Annotated in this window: 20 protein-coding genes; 3 read left to right on the top strand and 17 right to left on the bottom strand. The window is 48.4% G+C overall.

Annotation, left to right across the window (positions count from 1 at the left end; translation table 11 throughout):
• Positions 1 to 15 precede the first annotated feature (15 nt).
• From PLA01S_RS04695 to PLA01S_RS04710, 4 genes are all read right to left on the bottom strand, one after another.
• Positions 16 to 975: an ABC transporter permease gene (locus PLA01S_RS04695; protein ID WP_127590308.1), complete on the bottom strand. Its 960-nt coding sequence runs from the start codon at positions 973 to 975 to the stop codon at positions 16 to 18.
• 424 nt (positions 976 to 1,399) lie between these two features.
• Positions 1,400 to 4,642: a PQQ-binding-like beta-propeller repeat protein gene (locus tag PLA01S_RS04700; RefSeq protein ID WP_127590309.1), complete on the bottom strand. Its 3,243-nt coding sequence runs from the start codon at positions 4,640 to 4,642 to the stop codon at positions 1,400 to 1,402.
• Positions 4,643 to 5,198: 556 nt separating this feature from the next.
• Positions 5,199 to 6,104, bottom strand: coding sequence for a DMT family transporter (locus PLA01S_RS04705; protein WP_127590310.1), 906 nt, complete (start codon positions 6,102 to 6,104; stop codon positions 5,199 to 5,201).
• Between the two features lie 141 nt (positions 6,105 to 6,245).
• Positions 6,246 to 7,052: a helix-turn-helix domain-containing protein gene (locus tag PLA01S_RS04710; protein WP_127590311.1), complete on the bottom strand. Its 807-nt coding sequence runs from the start codon at positions 7,050 to 7,052 to the stop codon at positions 6,246 to 6,248.
• Positions 7,053 to 7,186: 134 nt separating this feature from the next.
• Here PLA01S_RS04710 and PLA01S_RS04715 point away from each other — a divergent pair, with 134 nt between their 5' ends.
• The gene (locus tag PLA01S_RS04715; protein ID WP_127590312.1) at positions 7,187 to 7,993 is read left to right on the top strand and encodes a phytanoyl-CoA dioxygenase family protein; all 807 of its coding nucleotides are present in this window, start codon (positions 7,187 to 7,189) and stop codon (positions 7,991 to 7,993) included.
• A gap of 121 nt (positions 7,994 to 8,114) precedes the next feature.
• Here PLA01S_RS04715 and PLA01S_RS04720 read toward each other — a convergent pair whose 3' ends face one another.
• The gene (locus tag PLA01S_RS04720) at positions 8,115 to 9,434 is read right to left on the bottom strand and encodes an ADP-ribosylglycohydrolase family protein (RefSeq protein ID WP_127590313.1); all 1,320 of its coding nucleotides are present in this window, start codon (positions 9,432 to 9,434) and stop codon (positions 8,115 to 8,117) included.
• A gap of 93 nt (positions 9,435 to 9,527) precedes the next feature.
• Between PLA01S_RS04720 and PLA01S_RS04725 the strand changes: the two genes are divergently transcribed.
• Entirely contained in the window at positions 9,528 to 10,436 is a 909-nt protein-coding gene (locus PLA01S_RS04725; RefSeq protein ID WP_127590314.1) for an AraC family transcriptional regulator, read from the top strand.
• Positions 10,437 to 10,745: 309 nt separating this feature from the next.
• Here PLA01S_RS04725 and PLA01S_RS04735 read toward each other — a convergent pair whose 3' ends face one another.
• The 3 genes from PLA01S_RS04735 to PLA01S_RS04745 form a co-directional block, all read right to left on the bottom strand.
• Positions 10,746 to 11,768 (bottom strand): 2,3-butanediol dehydrogenase, encoded by a 1,023-nt coding sequence (locus PLA01S_RS04735; RefSeq protein ID WP_127590315.1) that lies wholly within the window; start codon positions 11,766 to 11,768, stop codon positions 10,746 to 10,748.
• 20 nt (positions 11,769 to 11,788) lie between these two features.
• Positions 11,789 to 12,397, bottom strand: coding sequence for a TetR/AcrR family transcriptional regulator (locus PLA01S_RS04740; protein WP_127590316.1), 609 nt, complete (start codon positions 12,395 to 12,397; stop codon positions 11,789 to 11,791).
• Positions 12,398 to 12,652: 255 nt separating this feature from the next.
• Positions 12,653 to 13,495 (bottom strand): hypothetical protein, encoded by an 843-nt coding sequence (locus tag PLA01S_RS04745; protein WP_127590317.1) that lies wholly within the window; start codon positions 13,493 to 13,495, stop codon positions 12,653 to 12,655.
• A gap of 210 nt (positions 13,496 to 13,705) precedes the next feature.
• On the opposite strand from PLA01S_RS04745, the gene PLA01S_RS04750 reads away from it, so the two are divergent.
• Positions 13,706 to 14,113, top strand: coding sequence for a ribbon-helix-helix domain-containing protein (locus PLA01S_RS04750; protein WP_127590318.1), 408 nt, complete (start codon positions 13,706 to 13,708; stop codon positions 14,111 to 14,113).
• A gap of 164 nt (positions 14,114 to 14,277) precedes the next feature.
• Here PLA01S_RS04750 and PLA01S_RS04755 read toward each other — a convergent pair whose 3' ends face one another.
• The 9 genes from PLA01S_RS04755 to PLA01S_RS04795 all read right to left on the bottom strand — a co-directional run bounded on the left by PLA01S_RS04755 (position 14,278) and on the right by PLA01S_RS04795 (position 24,010).
• The gene (locus tag PLA01S_RS04755) at positions 14,278 to 15,402 is read right to left on the bottom strand and encodes a GerAB/ArcD/ProY family transporter (RefSeq protein WP_127590319.1); all 1,125 of its coding nucleotides are present in this window, start codon (positions 15,400 to 15,402) and stop codon (positions 14,278 to 14,280) included.
• Between the two features lie 17 nt (positions 15,403 to 15,419).
• Entirely contained in the window at positions 15,420 to 15,659 is a 240-nt protein-coding gene (locus PLA01S_RS04760) for a hypothetical protein (protein WP_127590320.1), read from the bottom strand.
• A 9-nt stretch (positions 15,660 to 15,668) separates the two neighbouring features.
• On the bottom strand, positions 15,669 to 16,874 hold the full coding sequence (locus PLA01S_RS04765; protein ID WP_127590324.1) for a Ger(x)C family spore germination protein: 1,206 nt from the start codon (positions 16,872 to 16,874) through the stop codon (positions 15,669 to 15,671).
• 35 nt (positions 16,875 to 16,909) lie between these two features.
• Positions 16,910 to 18,505 carry a spore germination protein gene (locus tag PLA01S_RS04770; protein ID WP_127590326.1) on the bottom strand — a complete coding sequence of 532 codons (1,596 nt, stop codon included), beginning with the start codon at positions 18,503 to 18,505 and terminating at the stop codon, positions 16,910 to 16,912.
• Positions 18,506 to 18,701: 196 nt separating this feature from the next.
• Positions 18,702 to 20,141 (bottom strand): DUF4179 domain-containing protein, encoded by a 1,440-nt coding sequence (locus PLA01S_RS04775; RefSeq protein ID WP_127590328.1) that lies wholly within the window; start codon positions 20,139 to 20,141, stop codon positions 18,702 to 18,704.
• 21 nt (positions 20,142 to 20,162) lie between these two features.
• Complete coding sequence (locus PLA01S_RS04780) at positions 20,163 to 20,657, bottom strand: sigma-70 family RNA polymerase sigma factor (RefSeq protein ID WP_127591060.1); 495 nt, start codon at positions 20,655 to 20,657, stop codon at positions 20,163 to 20,165.
• Between the two features lie 473 nt (positions 20,658 to 21,130).
• Positions 21,131 to 21,649, bottom strand: coding sequence for a DUF3189 family protein (locus tag PLA01S_RS04785; RefSeq protein ID WP_127590330.1), 519 nt, complete (start codon positions 21,647 to 21,649; stop codon positions 21,131 to 21,133).
• A 166-nt stretch (positions 21,650 to 21,815) separates the two neighbouring features.
• Positions 21,816 to 22,898 carry a Gfo/Idh/MocA family protein gene (locus PLA01S_RS04790; protein ID WP_127590332.1) on the bottom strand — a complete coding sequence of 361 codons (1,083 nt, stop codon included), beginning with the start codon at positions 22,896 to 22,898 and terminating at the stop codon, positions 21,816 to 21,818.
• 329 nt (positions 22,899 to 23,227) lie between these two features.
• Complete coding sequence (locus tag PLA01S_RS04795) at positions 23,228 to 24,010, bottom strand: SDR family NAD(P)-dependent oxidoreductase (protein ID WP_127590334.1); 783 nt, start codon at positions 24,008 to 24,010, stop codon at positions 23,228 to 23,230.
• Between the last annotated feature and the right edge of the window lie 139 nt (positions 24,011 to 24,149).

Consider the following 24,149-nt stretch of genomic DNA (forward strand, 5'->3'; position numbering starts at 1 on the left):
TGCACGGACGAGTCTTTACCATAAGCTGGTCTCCCCCGCCTTGCGTGCAACCGCATTGACGATGATCAGGATAATAAAGTTGATCACATTGTTGAACAGGCCCACGGCCGCGGAAAAGCTGTACTGGGTGTTAAGCAGCCCACTTTTGTACATGTAAGTGGAGATCACCTCGGAGGTTTCCAGGTTCATCGGGTTTTGCATCAACAGGATTTTCTCGAAGCCGACACTCATGATGCCGCCGGCGCTCAGAATGGACAGGATTACGATGGTCGGAACGATACCGGGAATCGTAATATGCCATATTCGCCGAAATTTGCTGGCCCCGTCCATATAAGCCGCCTCGTACAGGTCAGGCGAGATGCCCGATATGGCAGCGCTGTAGATGAGCGAAGACCAGCCAACTCCTTGCCATACACCCGACCAGACGTACAGATGCCAGAATTTCGATGGCTCTGCCAGATAATCGACCGGTTCCCTCCCCAAGGAAACAAGGATGGAGTTGAAGACGCCATTCGTCGGTGAGATGAAGAAGAACAGAATACCAACCGCGACCACAACCGAAATGAAGTGCGGGGCGTAGGAGATGCTTTGGGCGAATGAGCGGAATTTACGATTTCGAATCTCGTTGAACAAAAGCGCAAGCAAGATTGGAGCGGGAATGCCAACCAGCAGTCCGTATAAACTGATCCCGATGGTATTCTTCAGAATCGTCCAAAAATAATAAGCGTCAAAAAGCCGCTCGAAGTGCTCGAACCCGACCCATGGACTGTTCCAAATGCCAAGCCCGGGCATAAAATCCTTGAACGCGATCTGGACGCCGTACATCGGCCAATAATGCCAGATCAAAAAATATAGCACCGCCGGCGAGATAATGATGTACAACCCGATATTTCGCTTAAGCTGCCTTTTTACATGCGTCCATTTGTTGGACTTTGGAGCGGGCTGTGGGGAAGCCGAGTTTAATCGGGTGTCCATGCTTTGTCATGACCTCCTTTTTCTCGATCAAATTGCGTCAGCAATATTAGCCATGTTGGGGCACTAATATCGGCTTGCTTGGTAATGCACCACCTCCTTCCCAACAACTTGTATTAACATTTTTTATACACTTGATTATTTGTTATAACACATTCTAGTTAGGTTTTATTTTCCAGTCAATATGACATCGAAAAATTGCTACTTTAGATGTATAAACCGCACATTTGTTATGACAAATTTCGACGGTACCGCATTTCCATATCATAATGGAAGAGATATAACCTTTTCATCCTTGTTAGATGAAGAAACTAATCTTTATGGAATACAAAAAACAGCCGCGTGATTCACGCGGCTGTTTCTAAAATATGGACGAAGATATGGAAGCAAAGTATCGTGTTTATGAAGGGCTAGAGCATTCACCTGCTTACAGGTGACCTGCCAGTTTGGCAAGCACTTCTGCTTGTTCACCCGTCAATATTTTGCCTGATTGTGCGCTGACTTCATTGGAAAAGGCGTTCAGCATGCCTTCCTTGGCAGAGGAGTCTCCTCTATTCTCGGCCTCTTTCGCAGTGAGGAGTTTCGTTGACAGAGATTGTGCGAGTCCCGGATGACTTGCGGCAAAATGCTCTGCAAGCGCGGACAAGCTATCATAAGTCACGGACACCTCGAAACTAAAGACCGCTTCCGTTTGATTTCCCGCCAGATCGATTGCCGTTAGGGAAATATCATGAGATCCCGGCTCGAAGGAATAGGCAGGACGTTCAATCAGTGGACGAAGACATGGATTCTCAGCTAACCCGGACAAGCTATCGTCGGCGCTGCATGAGACGTATACGGAATCGGTAACCGTGTACTGTCGTTCCCCCGTGAATTCTACTACCGGAGCCGTCTTGTCAATCTGCACCTTCAGAGTTCCTGGAACCTCAGGCACGCCTGAGAAGTTGGTGGCGGAATAGGTGACCGTCGTGACGCCTTCCTTCGTGATTTCAAGCTGAGCCGTACTCCCTTTTACTGTAGTCTTCTCGATCGGTTGTGCCCCTTCCGCGGAATATTCGATCGAATAGGCACGGTCGGCAGAGATGGACAACGACACATCGGAATTCACCCAGCCGTTCTCGTTGGGAGAAGGCGATGGGCTTACCGTTGAGACTGGCGGCACACTGTCTTTTACCGTAACAAAGAAATCGTCATAATATGCGGCTGCCACATTGTATCTGGAGGTTACCGCGATCAGTTTAGCGTAGGCTGCATTGGCTGGCGCCTTGCCTCTGAGCGTCACTTTCTGCCACTGGGCCAATCGCGATTCATCCAAATGGGTTTCCAAGGTGGAGATGGTCGCGTTATTGCTATCAAAGAATCGGAACATAAAGCCCGGCTGGCCGGATTCAATATAAAGATTCATGCCCGCCGTATATTCCTCTCCCGGGATAACGGGAATCGGATCACTCTGAACGGCAACGGATGCCGTTCTCAGCGTGTCCGTAATCTTCAGGCTGTTCGTTCCTGTGAAACTGCGTTCTGTACTGAGATCATAGCGGTAACCGTTACCGGGAGCGAATAGCGGGCTCCATCCCTTTAATGCCTCTTCGAAGCCCGGGTTGGTAACAGGAACAGCCGTATGCAGCGGTTCTTCCACGACTTCTCCGTCAACTTCCATCCGATACAGAATCGTGTTGGTTTGCATATCTGTGAAATACAGGTTCCCGTCAGCATGCAAATCGAATCTGGAGGTGTCGGCCAATGTCCGATGTTCCAGCGTTTCAGGGTCTATGACCGTCAGTTTGTTGTTAAACAGCACATAGAGCAACCCATCCTCCGACCAACGCAGCGGGTGATGCGCCCATTGGCTGAAGTTTAAGCTTGGATACACCTTTTTGCTTTTTACTAATTCATAGGTATCGGGATCAATTGCAAAAATGTATTCATAGGATGCCCCCCAGATCAAACCGTCCGGACCGGCGGAAAGATCGCCGATGAATATCGGTTTATCCAATCCGGGAACCCTGAGCGGGAATTCGGTGATTTTTTGCTGCTTCTCCTCATCCCATACAAAGATTTTCGCTTCCGCCTCGGTCGGCTCGGAGCCGAGTCCGCCCCGAATCGTCGTGGAGCCGAACACCTTGCCGTCATGAACCGTGGTGCTGAGCACGCTCTGATTCTGGACGACATTGCGGTGAACGTTTATTTCACCGGTCGCGGTGTCATATACGGTCAGTGAGCCGCCCAAGGTTCCGTAACCGGAAATTGTTGAAATGTACAATTTGCCTTTTGAACTGGAGATATCCACCAGCCTCTCCTGATCATTGCCCAGGACGGCCAATCTCTTCGGATTGTTCATTCCAGGCTCCGTCGATAAATCGAACTCGTACAGTCCGCCCTCCGGATACACGCCCATATACACCTTATTGCCCACGGCATGAACGCTATCAGCCTGGCCGATGCTGAACGGCGTCGCCGTTTTATCCGTCAGATCAACGAGCGAAGAACGCGCCTGCGAGCCGGTGGTGATCAACTCTGTATCGGAGACGCTTTTCAATCGGTTTACAACGCCGGGCAGACCCGGAATGACCGGCGGCATCAGATGTACCTGTTTGGTTTCGATGTTCATGATCGTAACACCGCCGTCATATCGGACGGTAACCAGATTTTTGCCCGGGTATTCCGGATTGTTCGGAAATTCCACCCAATTTACTCCCCGAAATCCGCTGTTGTACTCCATTCCTGTCAACTCGACCTCATGCGTGGCAAGATCAAACGTTTTCAGCTTCTTGTCGGACATATAATACAGTTTTCCGTCAAGCGAGTCCGTTGCGTGCAGTCCCGTTACGTTCTCCAGCACAACATCCAGCCAGCTTTCCGTCTGCGTATCGTAGATAAACGCCTCTCCAGGAATGCCGCTTCCGTCCGTATATCTGGCAAACAAATAACGGTTATCAATCGTGCTCAAGTCATACACGGTGTCTTCTTTAACCGGCAAGGAAGCAGCGATATTCGTTTTCTCACCTGTCGTTAAATTCACGCGTACGATCTGCTTATGTGCGGTACCGGCATAGATATTGCCGCCCTGGTAAGCAATGGAGCGCACATATTCCTGATCAAGCAATCCGATGACGCGGCCATAATCTTTTGTCTGCTTTGTAGCCGGGTCGTACTGGTACACTTTGCCGCCGGGATAGGTTCCGACATACACACGGCCCTGTTCATCCGTGGTGATGCTGTTCGGGACTGACTGCCCGTCGAACTGCGCCACCTGCACAGGGACATGAGTAACCGGAGAGTAACTCCACAGCCTTGCTCCACCGCCATCAGCTGCAAGGAACAATGTTCCGTCCGGTGCCGTGGTATGTGCCCAGGAGCTTTCGGAAGGTCCGATCGGAATGCTCCGCAGCAGTTTATAATCCTCCAGATCAATGACGTTAAGATGACCCGGCTTCCCTTTACTGGTCGCATAAAGCACGTTGCGGCCCTCTTCCTTGCCGGTGGTGCCGTTGAACACGGCCACCGTATAGTTGTTAGGGACCAGAATTTCTTCCGGTGTCCCATACGTTTTTTGAGCCAGCCTGCTCTCCCCGGAAGCAGCTGCGACACCACCGCCTCCCGAGCATGCCAATATAAAACAAATTGCAAACATCAAGACTTGGTACTTGCCACCCTTTCTAATTCTCATAAATAACCTCCTTAGATTCAATCGTTGTCTTCCCGAAAGATCGCTCCACATGCAGACGGATATCGAACGGGCGTTCAGTCTCTGTTTTTGTATACGGAGCCTCCTTTTTAGATGGATTGATAAGCACCTTGTAAGTAGAAGATAGAACATGGACGGGGGCCGTCTGGCCCGTATATTAGGCAAATACCAAGATGGTGTCAATCGATATTTATCATGCTTCATTACATTTGTCCTGTTATGGGTCCATGTGGATTTTGCAAAAGAAGTAGAATAATCGCAAAGTCTTCATCGAATTTCCAAGCTTTAAATCCAATAGGAAAATAACAAAACGCAGGGGATTAACGACAAAAAAAGCCGCAATTTAAGCGGCCCGGCGTATAATAAAGATTCATATCACTCGCGGCATCATTCCCTCTTTAGGGGGCTCTTTATGAATTTCCTCAATTTGTGTTCATAGCAAATTTCCTGAATAACTTGATTGCTTCATATAAAATACTGCGAGGGATAAAAAAATAAAAGACTGCCTCTCAGCAGTCCTTCTTGGTACTTTTGAAGATTACTTGGGTACGGCAGCAACTCTTTCTTTCCGTGTTCGTCCGCCACGATTTGTGATAAATACACCGGATAAAATGAGAATCAAGCCGATAATCAGGCTCCATCCAATCGGTTCATCCAGCAGTGTATACCCCCAGATCATCGCCGTTGCAGGAACAAGATAGGTGACGGATGTGGCGAACTCGGGGCTCCCTTTCAAGACCATATAATTGAACAGAATATACGCCACGCCAGAACCGAAGATGCCAAGGCCAACAAAAGAACCTAGATTGGCAGGCTCCGCGATCTTGGCGAATTCCACCTTTTCCGTTGCAAAAGCGATTATACCGCTCCCTACCATTGCCCCAAACAGCGTTGCGAACGTTAACTGATACATCGTCAGTCCGCCCAATAAGCGTTTGGATAACTGTGAACCCACAGCATAACACAAAGTAGCACCTATCATCGCCGTGAAGCCAATGAAATCGACGGTAATAAATGATCCGGGGCGAATGCCGAGCAGAATGATCAGTCCGACAAGCGCGACACCCATGCCCATCCATTGAATCCGCCTAAATACGGAACCGAAGAACAGTAAACCCACGATCATGGTCCATATCGGCGTCGTTGCATTCAATACCGAAGCCATGCTGCTGGCCAGCCTGGTTTCGCTAAACCCGATCAAGGTCCATGGCAGGGCCATATTGATCATCGCTATTAAGATGGTTGGCAGCCAACGGATATCGCGCAGGTCGAACGGCTTTCGCATGATAAGCATGACAACCGTAATGAAGAGAAATCCAAAGGTTGACCGCAGAAAGGCGATCCCCCACGGGCCGAAATCGTGTAGCAAGTTTTTGATGAAAAAGAACGAACCTCCCCATATGAGACTCAGGAGGATGAGAGCAATATATAAGGATCGTGCCAACTTAATACCTTCTTTCTATATTAGGGACATCCTTATAAGTTAACATCTCATCAGGGAAGTTGTACAGAGCGATTCTAAACCGAGCTCTTGCAGCAGCTTCTCTTGGAATGATTCATGCATAATACTTAAGCCAAGCGGCATTCATGTAGGCTGGCACGCCTGGCGGTACTGCCTCGGTGAAACCCCGTACTGTTTGCGAAACTGATCGGCAAAATGATTGTAACTGTTAAACCCGACATCCTGCGCGGCTTCGTTCGCCGTACGGCCGGAATGGGTCATCAATAAGGCGGCATGGCGAATCCTCATTTGATTCAGATGCTCCAAGATGGTGTACCCCGTTTCTTGTTTGAACAAATGGGCCAGCCTGGACCCCGATATTCCGACCTCTCGCGATAAAGCATCAATTTTTATGTCTTCTTTTAACGAGCGAGACAATATGCCAAGGGTCTGCTCGACTCTGGGGTCGAGTCTTTTGTGCGTGCGCTGTGCAAGCAGAAGCAAAATCTCACGCAGGGCGTTCTGACACAGTGCCTCCCACAGTTCTAACCGGTCCAGCGAATCTTGCAGCACATTCCGAAATGCGAGCTCGACACGTCTTCGGACATGTTCATCCGGCAGGGCTTCAACCAGAAACTCCTCGTTTCGCAGCAGCCTGTTTTCCGGAAGCCCGGGATAATGGATCCACAGGAAGTTCCAGCGTTTCCCCTGCACAGTCCCGTATTCGTGAGCGATGTTGGCTTGCAGCAGGCCGAGCTCCCCGGGCCCACAGCGTTTCTCCCCGGCAGGCGTCCGGAAATAGCCCTCTCCATGCAGCGTGTAGACAAGCAGCCAATCCTGCATCCCGTGAGGACGACGCAGCCGATAAGCATCGTCTTGATCGAAATGGTCGCCGAATATGGTGCCGGTACTTTCTAAGGATATGCCTTCCCGTCCGTCAGGCGTTCGCACAAACCTCTCCTCCTCTGTACCTCGAATAGCAGAATCCCGGTAATTATAAGCAGATATCATACTTCCTCTCAAGTTAAGCAGACCTTATTCTATTGTCAACAGGAAAAAACAATAATCTTACGGGAGGAATTCTTATGCGAGAGAAGTTAAAGGTATTGACGGAAGAGCAGCTGCACAAGTTCGAAACGGAGGGGTATTTAATTGTAAAAGGGCTCTTCCGCCAAGAAGAGCTGTCGGAAATCGAAGCGACGTTTGAGGAGATCAGCCAAACGACCGTTCCTGGCCACTTTGAACCGGTGTTGGATGATGAAACTGCCGAACCGCTGAAGCGTTATCCCCGTGTGATGCATCCGCACCGCTTTAATGCAACGGCGAAGAAATACATGCTGCACATGCCTGTCATGGAGGTGCTGGCCGATTTGTATGGCGAACCGGCGCTTGCAGCTCAAAGCATGTTCTATTACAAACCCCCGGGTTCCCGCGGTCAAGCGCTCCACCAGGACAACTTCTACCTGCAGGTCGAGCCTGGCAACTGTATCGCGGCATGGGCCGCAATCGACGCGGCAGATGAACAGAACGGCGGTTTACTCGTCGTTCCAAAAACAAGTGATTATGCTCTGGTGTGCCCGGAAGAAGCCGATTCGAACGAGTCGTTTACTACTCATTTCGTGAAGCCGCCCAAGGATAGACAGGTCCTCCCCGCGATCATGGACAAAGGCGATGTGCTGTTCTTTAACGGCAACCTGATCCACGGCTCCTACCGCAACAAATCCAACCGGTTCCGCCGCGCCTTCATCTGCCACTACGCCAACGCATCGGCTACCAAGATCGGAGCATTCTATCGGCCGCTGTTCCGGGAAGACGGTACGGAGATCAATCTGGACATCAATCCGAATGGCGGTCCGTGCGGCGTTGAATTCGAAACGCCTTATCCCCATTGAAATAAAGGCGGCCAGCGTACATGTTCACGGCGCTGGTCGCCTATTTTCTTTTCTTCGAATAGAAGTGCTTGGTATACATCTGAACCACTCGAGCATTTTCAAGTCGGTCTATGCATCCCGTTTATATCTCTCGCTTGGAATCGATATATGTCTGCTCTGCTACGGCGGTAAATCGCTCGACCAGGTCGCTGATCTTGAACTTCTCCGCACCGATCATATAAGTCGTTACCGTATCATGAAATGGCGCATGCCAATGGGCAGGCACGCCCTCCTTGCCAACGATCGCACCGACAATGCTGCCTGCGGTAGCAGCCGTGCAATCGTTATCCAGCCCCATCGCCACTGTCTCGGAAATGACCTTGGACACATCCGTCCCTCCGATCATTAATCCGAAGACGGTCAAACATGCGTTATTGTTCGTATGAACGCCGGACATGCCTTGAAAACGCTTGTTCACGGCTTCTCGCGCTTCTGCGTAGTTTCGGATATCTCCACATATGGCGAGCGCCCATTCGATATCCTTATATAGGCTGCAATCTCTAGGAATTTCAGTCAACCCGATTCGAAGGGCGTTCTCAGGGTGATCGACACCGAAGGCGGCGGCTTGTGCCGCACTAAAAAACATTTCACCATAGATCCCGTTCCTTCGATGGCTCAAGTAGGCATCACGATATGCGTATTCCGCAGCTTTCGACGGAAACCCCGGTGCTATATAGGCCCACGGGTCGGATCGAATATCTGCTCCGATCCATTGACAGTACGGATTGTCTAAGTTCGCTGCTTCCATTGCCGTCCTGCCTGCCCTCAAGTTACGAAGTGCAACTTCTTCGGCTGTGCATGCGAGCGGTAAGTATTTCACCCAGCTCTTTCCCACGTCCTCCGTCGTAAAATGAATCCCATGTTCCTCCGCAATGAGCAGCCCCAGGATCGTATACGTAATATCATCGTCGACTGGAACGCCATTCATGCCTTCAAGCGTATATTCATAGAACGTGCTCTTCCCATATCGCCTATGGTTCGGATTCTTAATTTTGGACCAATAGTTCTGCGGTGGAAATGGATCCCCTATGTATTCGGCCCAACTCTTCATTTCATGCACTTCCCATAGTTCGACCGGAGCTCCCAGCGTACACCCGGCGAATCGTGCCAGCATGGCGCCCTCCAGCTTATCTTTATACACGGACTTATTGAACGTATTCCACATTCTTCGAGGCCCGTTAGGCCGAAGTGACTGAATCCCCCGCAGATCATCCGGCTCATGAGAAGCCAGTTTCTCGTCAACAGGCAGGTCTTGCAATTTCCGAGCGGCTGCATGCATTGCCCTTTCAATGTCCAGCCAGACGCTGGAAACGCCATCTGCTCCGTATTCATGGGCTAATCGCCCATACTCCATAATTTTTTCGGCTAACTCGGCCAATTTCGGTTCTACAGGATACGCCATGTCACACTCTCCTCCCACTTCCTGGTGTAATCGATTTCAACCCTAGTTTATAATAAGAAAAATAACAATTCTGCTAAAAAAGGACTGAAAACTATGCAGAAACGACCATATTCATACGAGGTCATCTCTCAGCCGTATCTGCTTCCTCCGGCCTTTCCTGTTGATTGGATAGAGAACTACGTCCAGAACGATGCCGATATTACGTATCTGCATTTTCACAATTGTCTTGAAATCGGATACTGCTGCGAAGGCTCGGGCGTGTTTTTCGTAGAGCAAAAGATAATGCCTTACTCGAAAGGTGATGTGAGCATTATTTTTCCGGGCCAGCTTCATCTTGCCCAAAGCGTAAAAGGGCAAGTTAGCCGCTGGCATTTCTGCTTCTTGGATCCGATTGCGCTACTCAAGATTTCTTCTTCCCAATCGTGGAATGATCCTACACCAGCGGGATATTCACGGTTCACCAATATCATCAGTCCCAAGGACGCTCCTGACATAACGTTAATGACGGAATATCTCATGAAAGAGCTGGGGCTTCAACAGCGAGGGTACGAATCCGCCGTCAAGGGCTATGTCTGGACCCTGATGACGCTCATCACCAGAATTATCGATGTCCAGATGGCTGACCATACGCCTGTTGCTGAAGCTGCCGATCGGACTTCCATGAACAAAATATCCAAAGCACTTGAGTATATCTCGCAGCATTACATGGAACCGATGCAAATTCATGAATTGGCGGCAGCTTGCAGCCTTAGCGTCACACATTTTCGTCGTACGTTCCGCGCGTGCATGGGGATGGCTCCGCTCGATTACCTGAACAACGTACGAATGCAAATGGCATCTGCATTGCTGTGCCATACTGACAACAGCATACTGTCTATCTCGGAAGAGGTTGGCTATGCCTCCGTATCCAGCTTCAACCGTCATTTCAAGCAATGGATGGGAGTTGCTCCCTCCAAATGGAGAACGATGAAACGTCAGAGCGAACGACCTATGAAGCCCTAGGTTTAAGTGTTCCAGTACCGTGGTACCCGAACCGGCCGAATCGGTTATCACCGGAGGTTTTGCGGTGTTTTCGCTCGTTCTCTTTTCGTGTTGACAAAATCCTAATCCTCCCATACATTTTGCAGCGGAAGGCCGAGCTCCGTTCTGGCTGCATCCACAATCATCTGAATAAAAGCGGTTTTCTCCCTTTATATATAAAAAAACGCCATTGATGAAGAAAGAATGGAATTTATATCCATTTTTCATAAAATTCGGCGTAAGGTACAATCATAGAAAAGCCCTACCATAGATCTTGGTAGGGCTGATTCATTAGGATAAGTGCATATCAACTAAAATTTTGCATTGTTTCCGATCATTAGCCAATGTTTCAAAACCTTTCTCGACAATATCACCGAGCGGTATGAGGCTTGTGATGACCTTGTTTCCGTCAATGATACCTCCGGCGAGCAATCGAATCACCTCGGGGAACAGGTTTACGTAAGCGTAAGAACCGGTAATTTTGGCTTCGGTCTTTACAAAGCTGTTCGGACTAAAGGTGACCGGCTGTTCCCATAAGCTCACAACTTTGAATTCCCCGCCTTTTCTCACCGCACTTACGCCGCTCAAGAATGTGGCCTGCACACCCGCCGCATCAAAGGCTACGTCCACTCCTCCGTCCGTCAGTTCCTTGATTCGTGCGACTGCATCGACTTCAACCGGGTTAAGCACGTGGGTTGCACCTAGCTCCAGCGCCTTCTCCCGGCGGTCATCGGAAACTTCCACGACGAATATTTCGCTTGCTCCCGCCGCTTTCACCGCTTGCAGAAGCAAAAGACCGATGGGACCAGCCCCAAAGATAGCTGTCGTATCGCCAAGACGCAGCGTGCTTTGTCGTACAGCATGCACCGCTACGGCCGTAGGCTCGACGAGTGCTCCAAGCTTGACGTCCATTCCAACTGGAAGCTTGAACGCATTCTCCTCTCTGACAACGGCGTATTCCGCGAACCCACCAGAAATGGAATAACCGTAACCGGTGCTGTTCGAGCAGAGGTTCGCCATCCCTCTTCGGCAATTGGAGCAGTGGCCACAAGCGATGAGTGGTTCAACGGCCACCTGATCACCAGGCTCCACGGTGGTTACGCCTTCTCCTACTTCAACAACCGTACCGGAGAATTCATGTCCGAGGACCGGCTGCGTGCGGATTGGAAATGTCCCCGCTAAATATTCATGCATGTCGCTTCCGCATATGCCTGCATAATCCACTTTGACGAGTACCTTTCCCGCTTCAAGAAGAGGAATGGCTGTTTCTTCAACCTTTATGTCTTTAGTTCCGTATATTTTCGCTGCTCTCATGATGTTATCCCCTTTGCTGTTCACGATGAATGTAAACCATTCAAGACAAGGCGAATAATATGCTCAGCTGCCTGCGTGGCATTGTCCTCCGTAGGGGGCAAATCGCTGAACACTGGCTCGAGGAACGGGTTCTGTCTGGAAAAGATAACGACCCCCATCACAAAATGGACGGCGTGCACAATCGATTCGAACTGAAACATGCCACGGCTCTTCCCTGCTTCCAGTATAGCTCTTAGATGTACCCAAGAAGGATAATAGGCATTCGAAAGCAGCTTGAGCCGTGGACTTTGCATCATCATTTCCTGTTGCAGGATATGAATCAGCTCTTCGTTATCGTAACGATATGCAACAAAACCACGGATAAACGTTTCAAGCGCGTTGATTGGCTCCTCCAAGTTGAAGGACAGCTTTGCAAAATGTTCATTAAGCGGTTCGAACAAAGCATAGAGCAGCTTGTCCTTTCCTCCGAAATGGTAGGATACAAGCGCTAATGCGACACCTGCTTCGTCACAAATTTGCCTGACGCTGGTGCCTTCAAACCCTTTTCTGGCAAAAAGCTTCTTCGCTGCCTCTAAAATCTTCTGCTTTACGTCCTTTTCCTGATCCTTTACCTGTTCTTCGTTTACCATTCGATATCCATTACCTGTCTACATGTATTTGCTATTCCAATTATTCGTTAAGTTGATCCTTTGATTTGAACGTTCGTTTTGAACAATTGTTCAAGCAGCTGCGAATTCATTTTACTCCTCGTTTATATTCATGTCAAATGTGTCTGAACCTTGGATCAGCCGCTCGTTATTATCCATATGAAAAACCAAACTTCCAATAGATAGAGCCGCGGCCTCCGCCGCAGCAATGATCCTCGCCTCCGTATGCAGCTCATACTATCTCGCTCTTCTAGTCTTTATCCATTGAGTGATTCGCCTGGTTCTTCCGATCATCTTAGGGAGCAGCATCAATGCGACGATACAAGAAATGATCAAATACACGGTCTGGACTCCCTTCTCTTCCGACAGCATCTGTTCAACACTCGTACCGATCAGTAGAACAGGCTGTTTCGTATCGTCCCCCGGTAAGATGAAGGCTTCCAACTGGCCTTTGTTAGCCCGGCCAATTACCGTCACCCAATCTCCGGGGGAGACGGCATAATAACCGTAAGCCGTGCCCTTGGGACTTTCCATCAGCAGTGGACGGGATGAATTTCCTTGGTAAATCAGGGATAATTGTTCTGGTTTAACCGTCGCAAAGTTCAGCGGAAGCCAGTCCTTGTAGAACCTGAACCGTTCCGCCTGAATCGTTACTCCGTTTAACTCTGAACTTCCCCATAATCGATGGCTTCCGTCATCATCCAGTTTGTAATCGCAACCACCCTTACCGCATCCCCAGCGGAACGGCTCTTTCTGAAGCAGAGCGTAACGATCCTGAAGCTTGCCTTCATCCGTATATGCCGCTTCTCCTCCTGCCTGACCTTCGAGCCGTACATAACCAGTCGTTTCGGATGTCAACTGTTGGACCGGCTGAGCTTTGAATATAATGGCCGTGAGCCGGGCGGAATCCCAATACATTAGAAATGATCCGAGCAGGATGATCCATCCGACCGCTTCCACAATCCGGAACCAGAACCGATCGAAGCGGGTGTCTTCAGATCGTTTGCGGCGTTTTCTCACGTTCTGCTTATATGTATGCATACCTGTACGGCTTGATTTATTTTTACGTTGCTTAGCCACGGGTTTATCTCCTCTCCCTGTTAACGCTTGTCAGAGATGACAATGTATCATATACGGCTGCAAGGTGTGTGGGGTTTCAGTCGGCATCAGATCTTGATAGGATGTGGGACATCCACGCGGCTATATCGTTTGGGTTGTGTGTATATTATGTTGACATCGTGTTAACAATTTGGGTACAATAAATCTACAACGTTAAGGAGGCTAATGCCAATGGATACAAATTTGCACATCCGTCTATCCAAAGAACTCAAGGAGAGCTTTCAAGAGATTGCGAAGGACAATAATACGGACCCTTCTTCTCTTGTTCGCGACTGGATCGGCAACTATGTAACGGAGCATCGAGGATCAGATGAAGATACAGCTGCCGAGTTATACTTGGCTGGTTACCAATTACAGCAAGCACTTGGAGGACGGGAACATGTCAGCAAGGAATTTGCTAAACAACTGCAGGAGCATTCCTTGACAAACCAGAAGGAGTTCACGCAGTTGATCCTGACTACCTATATGGATCTGGATCTTACGATTCCTTCGTGTTTATCCAAGACCTATAAAGGTTATGCTTATTCTCAAATGTTTTTGTTGGGCTTGATCGGCGATAAACCTAAGGATTTGACATAGAGGACGATAGCCGGGTCAGCGCATCAGAAACATCCATCCTTTCCTGTCAGCTCAACAGAAAAAACCGTCTACAAGTAGACGGATCGAACAAGATCTCCAAGCAATATCCATTTCAATTGCGATTTCTGTGAATTATCAAATAATCCACTTTGTCCTCCAACCGTTCAGGCGGATTTCGAGGACTTTTTTGTTTTTTTAGACCGCATTTTACGGAAGCCATGCATGCCGAACAACAGCAGCGGGAATAAAAATCCGATCGTAATCGAATAAGGAATCCAAGTCTTTGAATCCCAAAGCGTCTTGTATGGAACATTGGGATAAATGAAGACGGAAACCGCGGCCAAAATCCACCCTAGCGGCACGACAAGCGGCTGATAATTCTTGATATTGAATATCTGGCTTAGACCGATCGTAATCGCGTAAAAATACAAGGAAATACGGAAAAACAAAGTGATAAACCACATCACCGCCATGATCGCTTCAATACGTTGCAGAAAATTGCCGATATTAATCTTCTTTGCGAGCATGTAGCTGGGATACATATTTCTTGCTGTAATGTCCGGACCCAAGACCAAAATCGTTAATGAAATAATCATAAAGAGCACCAACCCACCAATTAGGCTTCCGATATATACGGCTTTGTAAGACTCCGCCGGACGATTGACGGAGCCCGGGTAGATGATCATCAAAACGATGTGCGGCAGAAATGCTATGCTAACGAAAGAGAGCGCGGCCGGGAAGATGGGGGTTATCCCCGATTCGAGAACAGGCTGTGCATGCTCCCATTTAATCTCCGATAATAATAAAATGCTCATGGATAGAAACAGAAGCAGGAACCATGGAAACAACATCTCCGCAGAGCGGGCTAGCACCTCAAGCCCCAAACGCACTCCCAGCACAACTATGGCCCCAAAGAGGAATATGATCGCCTGAATCGGGGTTTCGGGCAGTATCTGGATTGTTATGAAAATGCCGATTTCGTGTAACACCGTAGCAGGACCACCTAGAAACAGTGTAAGTAAAATCAGAAAGTTGACCGTTTTGCCAATCCATTTCCCAAAAAGCTTCTCGGACAATTGCAACAAATTCGTTTCCGGATACTTTTTGGACAATTGCAGCTGCACCGCCAAGATGATGAATCCGAAACCGATCCCAACCAGTGACGCAATCCACGAATCTTGTTTAGCCATGGAAGCCATACCCGAGGGAACGATAAGTATAGCACTGCCGATCGTATACATGGCGGCTAAAATGCTCAGCTGGCGCAACGAAATTTTGACTACGGGCATCCTTCCCCCTCCTTTTCCTATTGAATCAAACCGACGGCAGAGAGCCAATCACTGAACGGTTGGAATACGATCGATATCAAACCCAAGGGTGTCGGGATGTCGTGCATGAACGTTTGGGCCACGCTGATTCCAATACCCAAGATCATGAATGATGTGAACCCCCTGATCTCCCTATATTCTCTTTCCCGAAGCATTCTCGGCAGCTCAAGCCAGATTATGACCATGGCTGAGACTGCAATAATCGCGATATTCAGCATGAATTCGCCTCATTCCTTAAGATCATTTAAGATAGAATCATTGGTTGTACCCGTTCGCCGGATTCTGTAATCCACATGAATATGGGTCTGAAGGTTCGGAAAATATCGGTCGTTCCAATCTTCCTTCATCTCTTTCCATGCCTTCGGATGCGAACGGCGAAGAGCCTCCCCGAAGCCGAATATGTCAACTTTATGCTCCGTTTGCACTTTGTTGATAACAGACTCCAAGTTTTGTGTTAATCTTTCTTCCATTTCGACTTCGAGATCCCTCACGGTCGCCGGTTGGGACAGATCCAAGCCGCTGCACTCCACAGCGGCAATATTTCCCTCGATATTAATTGTAATATCCATTTCAGGACGGGATTGAACGATTCTTCCTTTCATCTTGGCATCGGTCCTAAGCGTCTCCAATATGACCTTTCCTTCATTACGGCAGGGAATAAAATCTACAGAGCTTTTAACGTCCCCCCTTATGAGTCGATACCCTCTGCTATCCTTCTCGTTCAACCAGCCAATCAGCTTATCTAATTTGAAAACGGCAAGCCCTGAATATTTCAAATGGCTTGGTGTATAAATATTTTCTACGTTTTTCTTCGTTTCTCCGATATCTCGATTCCCTGTTATCACAAGTCCTGTAAGGACGGGGTGCTTTCCGCTGCTGGTAAGGTCGTTCATTAATTGATCCAGCGTTACCGCCATGCTGGGTGACCAAACCTGGTCGGAGATTTGCAGGGAATCGTAAAGTTTATTGGCAGGGATGGTTTCCATAGTCGTCATGATTTTCAAAGTTTCTTCGGCAGTGGCTCCTCTAGTAACTACCAGGTAGAAATCAGGTCTGAATTCGTGATCCCTGGACAGCAGGTCAAGAACCTTTGCTATCCCTTCTCTTGTCATCGCCTCGTCCATCAGAAACATCCGTAAATGTGAAAAATAAATTTTCCGCGGACTGATCTGAGTGATTCTCCGCGCCGCTTCAAATATGGTGTCGCCTTCTGCCGTATACAATGTAGCAGGCGCTTGGGGACCTCCGCTTCTTTTAGCAGCAACCTGTCCAGGAACGGCAACTTGGACCGACAAACGGTAGCGCCCGTCCACCCAGTCAACCCCAGCGGCCACCGCTATCGCAAGTTCGTTCAATTCTCTGCGGTTCCAGCAACCGCTCAGAAGAAGAGTGATAACGATATGTATTAGAAGTAACGCCAGTATCCGTTTCATCAAATCCCCTCGCTTTCCTGCTGGTTTACATTCGTCTATTCCCGCGATTTCTGGGGAGGTGTACTTGTTCTGCGTTTAACGTTGTTCTTATTCACCAGTCGGGGCCGTTTCAGGAGCATCCAATGCGGCAGCCTCAAGATTGAATCCTTTTGACCTTCCGGAATTAACGGTGCAAAGGGTGACATATATGGGACTCCGAACGAACGGAGACTGCATAGATGGAGAATAAGGATGGTGACTCCGACAAAGATGCCGAAAAGTCCGAAGGATCCGGCAAGTGCCATTAACGGAAACCGGAGCATCCGGAATGCAATGGACATATTAAATGATGGAAGCACAAAGCTGGAAATAGCCGTAATGGCAACCACGATGACCATAGCTGCAGAGATAATCCCTGCTTCGACCGCGGCTTGTCCAATTACCAGCGTCCCAACTATAGAAATAGCGGAGCCGATATTTTTGGGCAGCCGCACGCCTGCCTCCCGCAGAATTTCGAAGGTTACCTCCATCAATAATGCCTCGACAAAGGCCGGGAACGGGATTTGTTCCCGCTGTGCGGCCAGCCCGAATAGAAGTCTCGTCGGCAGCATTTCGTGATGAAAGGTCGTAATCGCGACGTAGAGGGAAGGTGCTAACAAAGAAATGAATATGCTTAGGTAACGAAGCATACGCAGGAAAGAGCTGATATCAGCCCGTTGGTAATAATCCTCAGACGCATGCAGGAAAGATACAAAGAGGGCTGGAACAATCAGGACAAACGGAGTACCGTCCACTAAAATGGCGATTTTCCCCTCAAGCAGCTCGGCCGCGATCACATCGGGACGCTCCGTGTTATAAATCGTAGGGAAAGGGGTCAAGGTTTTATCCTGGATAAACTCTTCGATATAACCGCTCTCCAATATGCCGTCCACATCAATACGTTCAAGCCGAGTACGAACTTCCTGGACTATTTTCTCGTTTACAATACCATTGATGTACATTATTCCGATATCTGTTTGAGTAATTCGGCCAATCTGCATGGTTTCCAGCCACAGATTTGGATCCTTGATCTTTCGGCGAATCATAGCCGTATTCGTGCGTAGCGACTCCGAAAAAGCTTCCCGCGGCCCTCGGACGACATTTTCCGCCGATGTCTCCGTGACCCCGCGATCCTTCCATCCTCGGGTGCCTGCAGCGATGCCTCTATCCAATCCATCGACCAGAAAAACGGTGTCTCCTGACAATAAAGAATGGAACAGCTTTTTATAATTGTTTATAGACTGGATCTCTTTATTCATTAAGGAGATATCGCCTAATATCTTTTTGCCATCGAATGGTTGGGGATTGTCCGGATGACTCTTCTCCGAGGATTTCGCAATGTGAGCCACAGCTTTCATGATGGATTCTAAAATTATGTTTTGATCGGCCAGTCCGTCCGTATAGAGGATAGCGAGGTAACGTTCTTCCTCTCCTTCGATTGGAATCTCTCTGATCACGATATCGCTACTGTTGCCGAGGGTTTTTCTAATATGGTTCAGGTTGCTTCTTATATCCGGACTTAAAGCATCGGGATCTTTTGTCGATGTGTTAGCCGGTGGGGTATCTTTGGTGTTGTTTTTGATGGTATGGCCGGTTCTTCTTCGATACCGCATGGGAACATCCTTCCTCTCACAGATGCTATTCCCCCATTATTACCGAAGGAAACAAGCTGTAAACTTACAGTGGATCGCTTTCATAACAAATACAAATATCCCCCCATAGTCACAATGTAGAGTTCACTTGGATCATGATCTCTTTTTCACTTTCTGCCATGAGGGGACAATCGTATATCTATAAAATTTAATTATTTTATTTCTTCAGCAGCTCTATAGCCTGACTATCCTTAATCGGAATCCAGTATTGTTTGACCCCTATCGTAAGCGGTTGCGGGTACTCAAGCGCGTCCTCCCCAAAATTATAGGTCGTATTGTCTTCTATGGTATCGTCTTTAACCGATGTCAGGAGTCCGCTGTGACTACTGCTTTCTGGAGATAACCTGCTATGTTTCTCCCCCGAGGCATCGGTGAAGCTGTCCTCCAGCCACATCCCGAAGCTTTCTGCTGCTTGAGCTTCTTCGAGAATACGCTGAAAATAGACTTCTCCTGCGCCAGCTTCCTGATCGGACGGGAGCATTCGCAGACGCTCGTCCGGTGCATCGATGATTTGTTTCTTCTTCAGATCAACAACGATGTTCATCTCGTCCTTTTTCACGGCCGCGATGCCAAACGTCTTGAATGAGGTCGTATCCAATTGATCCAGCTGGCTGTTCTTGTAAACCAGCGTAACTTTGGCGTCATCCTTTAAGATCGCTTGAGGATAATATAACTTCTCGGTATGCTCCCCGCTTTTTCCGATCAGAACCGGATTAAGCAATTTAAAAATCTGTTTATCATTGGCTTGGTCATATTCCAAATCCACATAGGTGTTCAGAGGCGTAAACAGCAACTGGCGAACGTTAATCCGTTGTCCGTCTACCTTCAATGTACGATCCGGGTAATAAGCTCGTTCATTGTCTTCGAACATATTGGGTTCGAGTTCCAGAGAGAAATCCATGCTGGTCAAGTACTTCTTACTGCTAGAGTTCAAGGCTCGATCCGACGTATCGGATAAGGTAATATGAATGCTTGCCTTATTCGTGTAAGGATCCATTGGCAAAAGATTCGTGGAATAAGCATAATAGGAGTTCTGCCCTGGGGGAATCTGTCCGCTCCCGCTCATATTGGCTATCATGGCTCCAACTGACGGGGTTTCGTAACCTCCATAATCAAGCGTGAAATCCCGTACGATGATCTCTTTGTCACTATGATTAAGCACATTAAAGAGAACAAAGGACTTCCGGCCGTCGGATACAGCTCCCAGAATCTCGATTCGATATCCTTTTTTCTCCATGGCCTGGTTGATTGGTTGTATGAGACCTCGTTCAAGCGCGCTCCGCAGCGAGCCATCCTTAATCCGTTCAGTCGGGAACGATTCCAGATTATGTACGCTGCCGATACTGGAGGTCTGGACCGGACGGTCTTGATTCCCCGTATATGGAGATCCGTTCACCGTGAACATGAGGAGAGCTGCGGCAGTCATTGCTGCCATGGCTCCCAATCCGTAAGAATACATGCGCCGCATTTCTCGTTTCCTCCCCCGTTCCATTCCCCCCCGCACTGCAGTCGAAAGCTTAGACTCCGGTAAGGAATTGGCTTTCTCATTCAATACGGTTGAATCTTTCATAAGTACGCGCTGTTCTTTGTCCAGCATGGTATTATCGCCTCCCTATCCTTACACGTAGTTCCGAAGCTGCTTCAGCCCTTCACGCAGCCAGGTTTTAATCGTGCCTTCCGGTTTTTTGAGCACTTTTGCAATTTCTGCCGTGGTCATATCCTGGTAATACTTCAGCATCACGACGTGCCGATATTTTGTCTTCATCCGATCCAGTGCCTGCTCAAGATCGATCCGATCATTGCTTTGCATTTCCTGCGCAGCCTCTTCCCTCAATGCCTCCACCGGAAATACGCGTTTTTTACGCCGGAGCTCGTCCATGCAGCAGTTGATCGTGATCCGGATCAGCCAAGGGGCAAACGCCTGCTCATCCTTCAGCTTTGTGCGTTTCATCCAAGCTTTGCAGGACGCTTCCTGCACGATTTCCAGCGCATCGGCTTCGTTTCTCATATAACTGAATGCTATGGAGTATAATTTCCGTTGTTCGCTTGATAAATGGTTGAAAAAAGTTTCTTCTTCCATCTCCTTCGAATCCGACACCTTGACTTCCTTCATCGTATTCTCCACCCCACCGTCCCCCTTTCTTATGTCTTTGGGTAATGGGAAATTAGCCGCCATATCGTCCACTCATAAAGTAAGACGCGGCTCACCTGAAAATCGATTGATTTTTCGGAAAAATGTTTCGCGGACAAACTAAAAAACGACATCCAGAAAGTCGGTTGACCCGGACATCATTCTTTTATTCATCATCAAACATAGATTCAGGGTACTGCGGACCCCACGGCGCTCTAGTATACGCGTATGCTTGTTCTTAAAGGCTATGCGCCCTAAAATGGCCGCTAGCACACATGCGCAGAACTCAGCCTGAATGAATCGGCACAAACATTGCGATTGGTTCAACAACCAATCGATTCATTCCTAAATGATACCAGATAACTTGAGGTCATATGTTTTCTGGCAACGAAAAAAGAAGGCAACCCTGTAGAATCCAGGCTTACCTTCTCCTATGAATGAAGCGATTCGTATGGCTAAGAAGAAGAGAAATTGTTGTTCTCCATAACGATTACGGACTCCGTTCCGGACCTCGCGGCTGCGGTTTGTTTGGTATGTAGAACCAGTTCACGGATGCTGCTGCAGCATTGCTTCGCGCCTGCGACCAATAAAGGATCCCCGACAAAACTCAATTTCAATCTTTTGGACAAAAATCCCCCGATCGTCATGACCAATGGAACGGTAGGCGAAGTGTTGGAGTACACAATGGGCTCCGTGTTCTGATATTTGTCTTGAAGGATCAGACTCAAATTTTTTAAAGCTGGAATGACTACCTTGGATGAGCCCCGTCCAAGGGTGTACACCGGATGCCCGTTCTCATCCAGCCCGTGAAAAACAAGTTTGCCCATGTCGGAAGTATTGAGTTTATTGAAATAGTCCACCGCCAGAATCTCTTCTGTTGTAAGCTGCCGATTCGTGGGTAATTTATTCAGATGATACGCTGCTGCCAGCGAGGTTGTGTGCGTTCCACCGTAATCATTATAAATAAATATCATTTCATGTACCCCACCTTCGTTATGTCATGAGCTTATTATTCCCGTTAATCTATATCTCATTCCACCGAGCTACATATCCAGTTTGCTAGATTCAGCATGTTTCGAATAAAAAAAGCCCTGATTCTCAGGGCTTTGGCATGATTAAATCATCCTATGAATATAAAACTCAGTCCAGGTAAACGGCTTTGCCGAGTTTTGCGGATTCGTATAGAGCTTCCAAAATTCGAGATACAACATATGCCTGTTCCGGGGTAACGACAGGATCTTTATCCTGATCGATTGCCTCGATCCATCTTCTCATCTCAACATCCGGAGCCTGCTCCTTCTTACCGTCGTAGAACGCCACTCCGCCGGAATTCAATTCGATCTCGTTTGTGTACAGACGACTGAATTTCTCGCCGTTGATGCGAAGACCGTTCTTCATGTCGGCTCCGCCTTCCGAACCGCTCAGCGTACATTTGGCTTCATCGATATCCAGCGTATTGAGCGCCCAGCTGGATTCCAGCATAATGGTCGCGCCATTCTCCATTACAATCATGCCGAACGCGGAATCCTCTACGGTGAATTTTTCCGGATCCCATGGTCCCCAAGCGTTTGCCGCGTTCTCCTTGCGGGACAATTCATGGTATGTGGTACCGAGGACAATTTTCGGTTTGTAATTATCCATCATCCAGAGGGTCAAATCGAGAGCATGCGTACCGATATCGATAAGCGGCCCGCCGCCTTGTTTTTCCTCATCCAAAAATACGCCCCAAGTCGGAACAGCTCTTCTTCTTACAGCATGAGCTTTGGCAAAATAAATATTTCCGAGTTCACCGGCTTCGCATACTTGTTTCAAATAAAGACTATCTTCACGGAATCGGTTATTGTATCCAATCGTTAATTTCTTGCCTGTGCGCTCCGCGGTTTCCATCATCCGCTTCGCATCCGCAGCCGTTTTGGCCATCGGTTTCTCGCACATGACATGTTTACCTGCTTCAAGCGAAGCAATGGAAATCTCGGCATGCGAGTCATTAGGCGTCAGAACATGAATGATATCTATGCTTTGATCCTGCAGCAACTCTTTATAGTCGCTGTACACTTTTGCTTCCTCGATACCGTACTTGCTAGCAGCTGCTTCCGCCCGGTCAAGGACGATATCACAGAATGCCACGAGCTCCACGTTGTTTAATCTGCTTAAGCTCGGCAGGTGCTTCCCGTTTGCGATACCGCCGCAGCCGATAATTCCAATACGATAAACTTTTGACATGAATCATCACCATCACTTTTCATTATTTTTTTAATAACATCAATTATAAAGTCCTGCCTATCCATGACGCCTTAAAGAGCAGGCGGGCTTTTATGTATGTAATTCTGCCACAACATCTCTTCGGTCTCCGGATAAGAACTTAGCGGCCATGACATCCACATATAAGGTATCACATCTCACTCATTTTTTTAGTCCAACTATGCGACAAATCATATATAAAATTACGACATCATCATGATGATAACGTCACCGGCAAATGGTCTCTTGCCACTCATTCTAAGTAGTTTACATAATATAATTTATGAAAAAATGAATTCTACCATATCTACTTACAAAGCCGGCGCTGAACCCCCGTCAATATTAATGGAAGTTCCAGTAACATAGGAGGCAGCATCAGATGCCAAAAAAACGATGACTTTTGCCGCTTCTTCCGTGTTTCCAATACGTCCTAGCGGAATATTGTGCCGCGTATCCCTTGCGTACTGTTCCCATGTCAGTTCGGGTTCTTCCCGTTTCCATCGCTCTTCAAGCTGTGCGCTGCGGATCATTCCGATACACACGGTGTTTACTCTGATATGGTCAGGTGCCAGATCGCGACTCATGGCCTTGGTCATGGCCTGCCCCGCCGCTCGGCTGACGCTGCTGGGCATGGACGCAGCAGGCGGCGTCTTGGCCCAGGATGTGGTAACATTAATAATCGCACCTCCGCCGGACTCCCGCATAGGAGGGACGGCTGCACGTGCAAATCGAATCGCGCCAAACAGCTTGAGATCCAGATCAGATGCCCATTGTTCGTCATCGATCAGCTCAAACGGCTTCGCAGCAGCGGTTCCGGCATTGTTCACCAGAATATCAAGCTGTCCATAATGCTGCACGGTATCGGTTACCGCTTTAATACAGTCCTCCGGTTTCGTCACATCCGCTGTTATGGTTAGCGTTTCGATATCCGCTGCTTGCCGGATATGGTCTGCCGCAGTTTTTAACTGCTCCTCGTCCCGTGCACAAATAGCAACCTTGGCACCTTCGAGCGCAAACGTCACCGCGGCTTCAAGGCCTATGCCTCTGCTCCCTCCGGTGATCAACACAACCTTTCCTGTCAGTCCCAAGTCCATGTTCTATCGGCTCCTTTACCTTGATTTATCGGACAATTACTCCTAGATAGCTTCAACATCGAGGAGGAGTTTTCCTCTTTCATTCCTTGGATTCTCCGGCTCTATTGCCCTGTTAGCCTCATCCATGGCAGCCCGTCAA

Origin of the sequence: Paenibacillus lautus NBRC 15380, from assembly GCF_004000945.1 — a bacterium.
In the GTDB taxonomy this organism is placed as follows: domain Bacteria; phylum Bacillota; class Bacilli; order Paenibacillales; family Paenibacillaceae; genus Paenibacillus_AQ; species Paenibacillus_AQ lautus.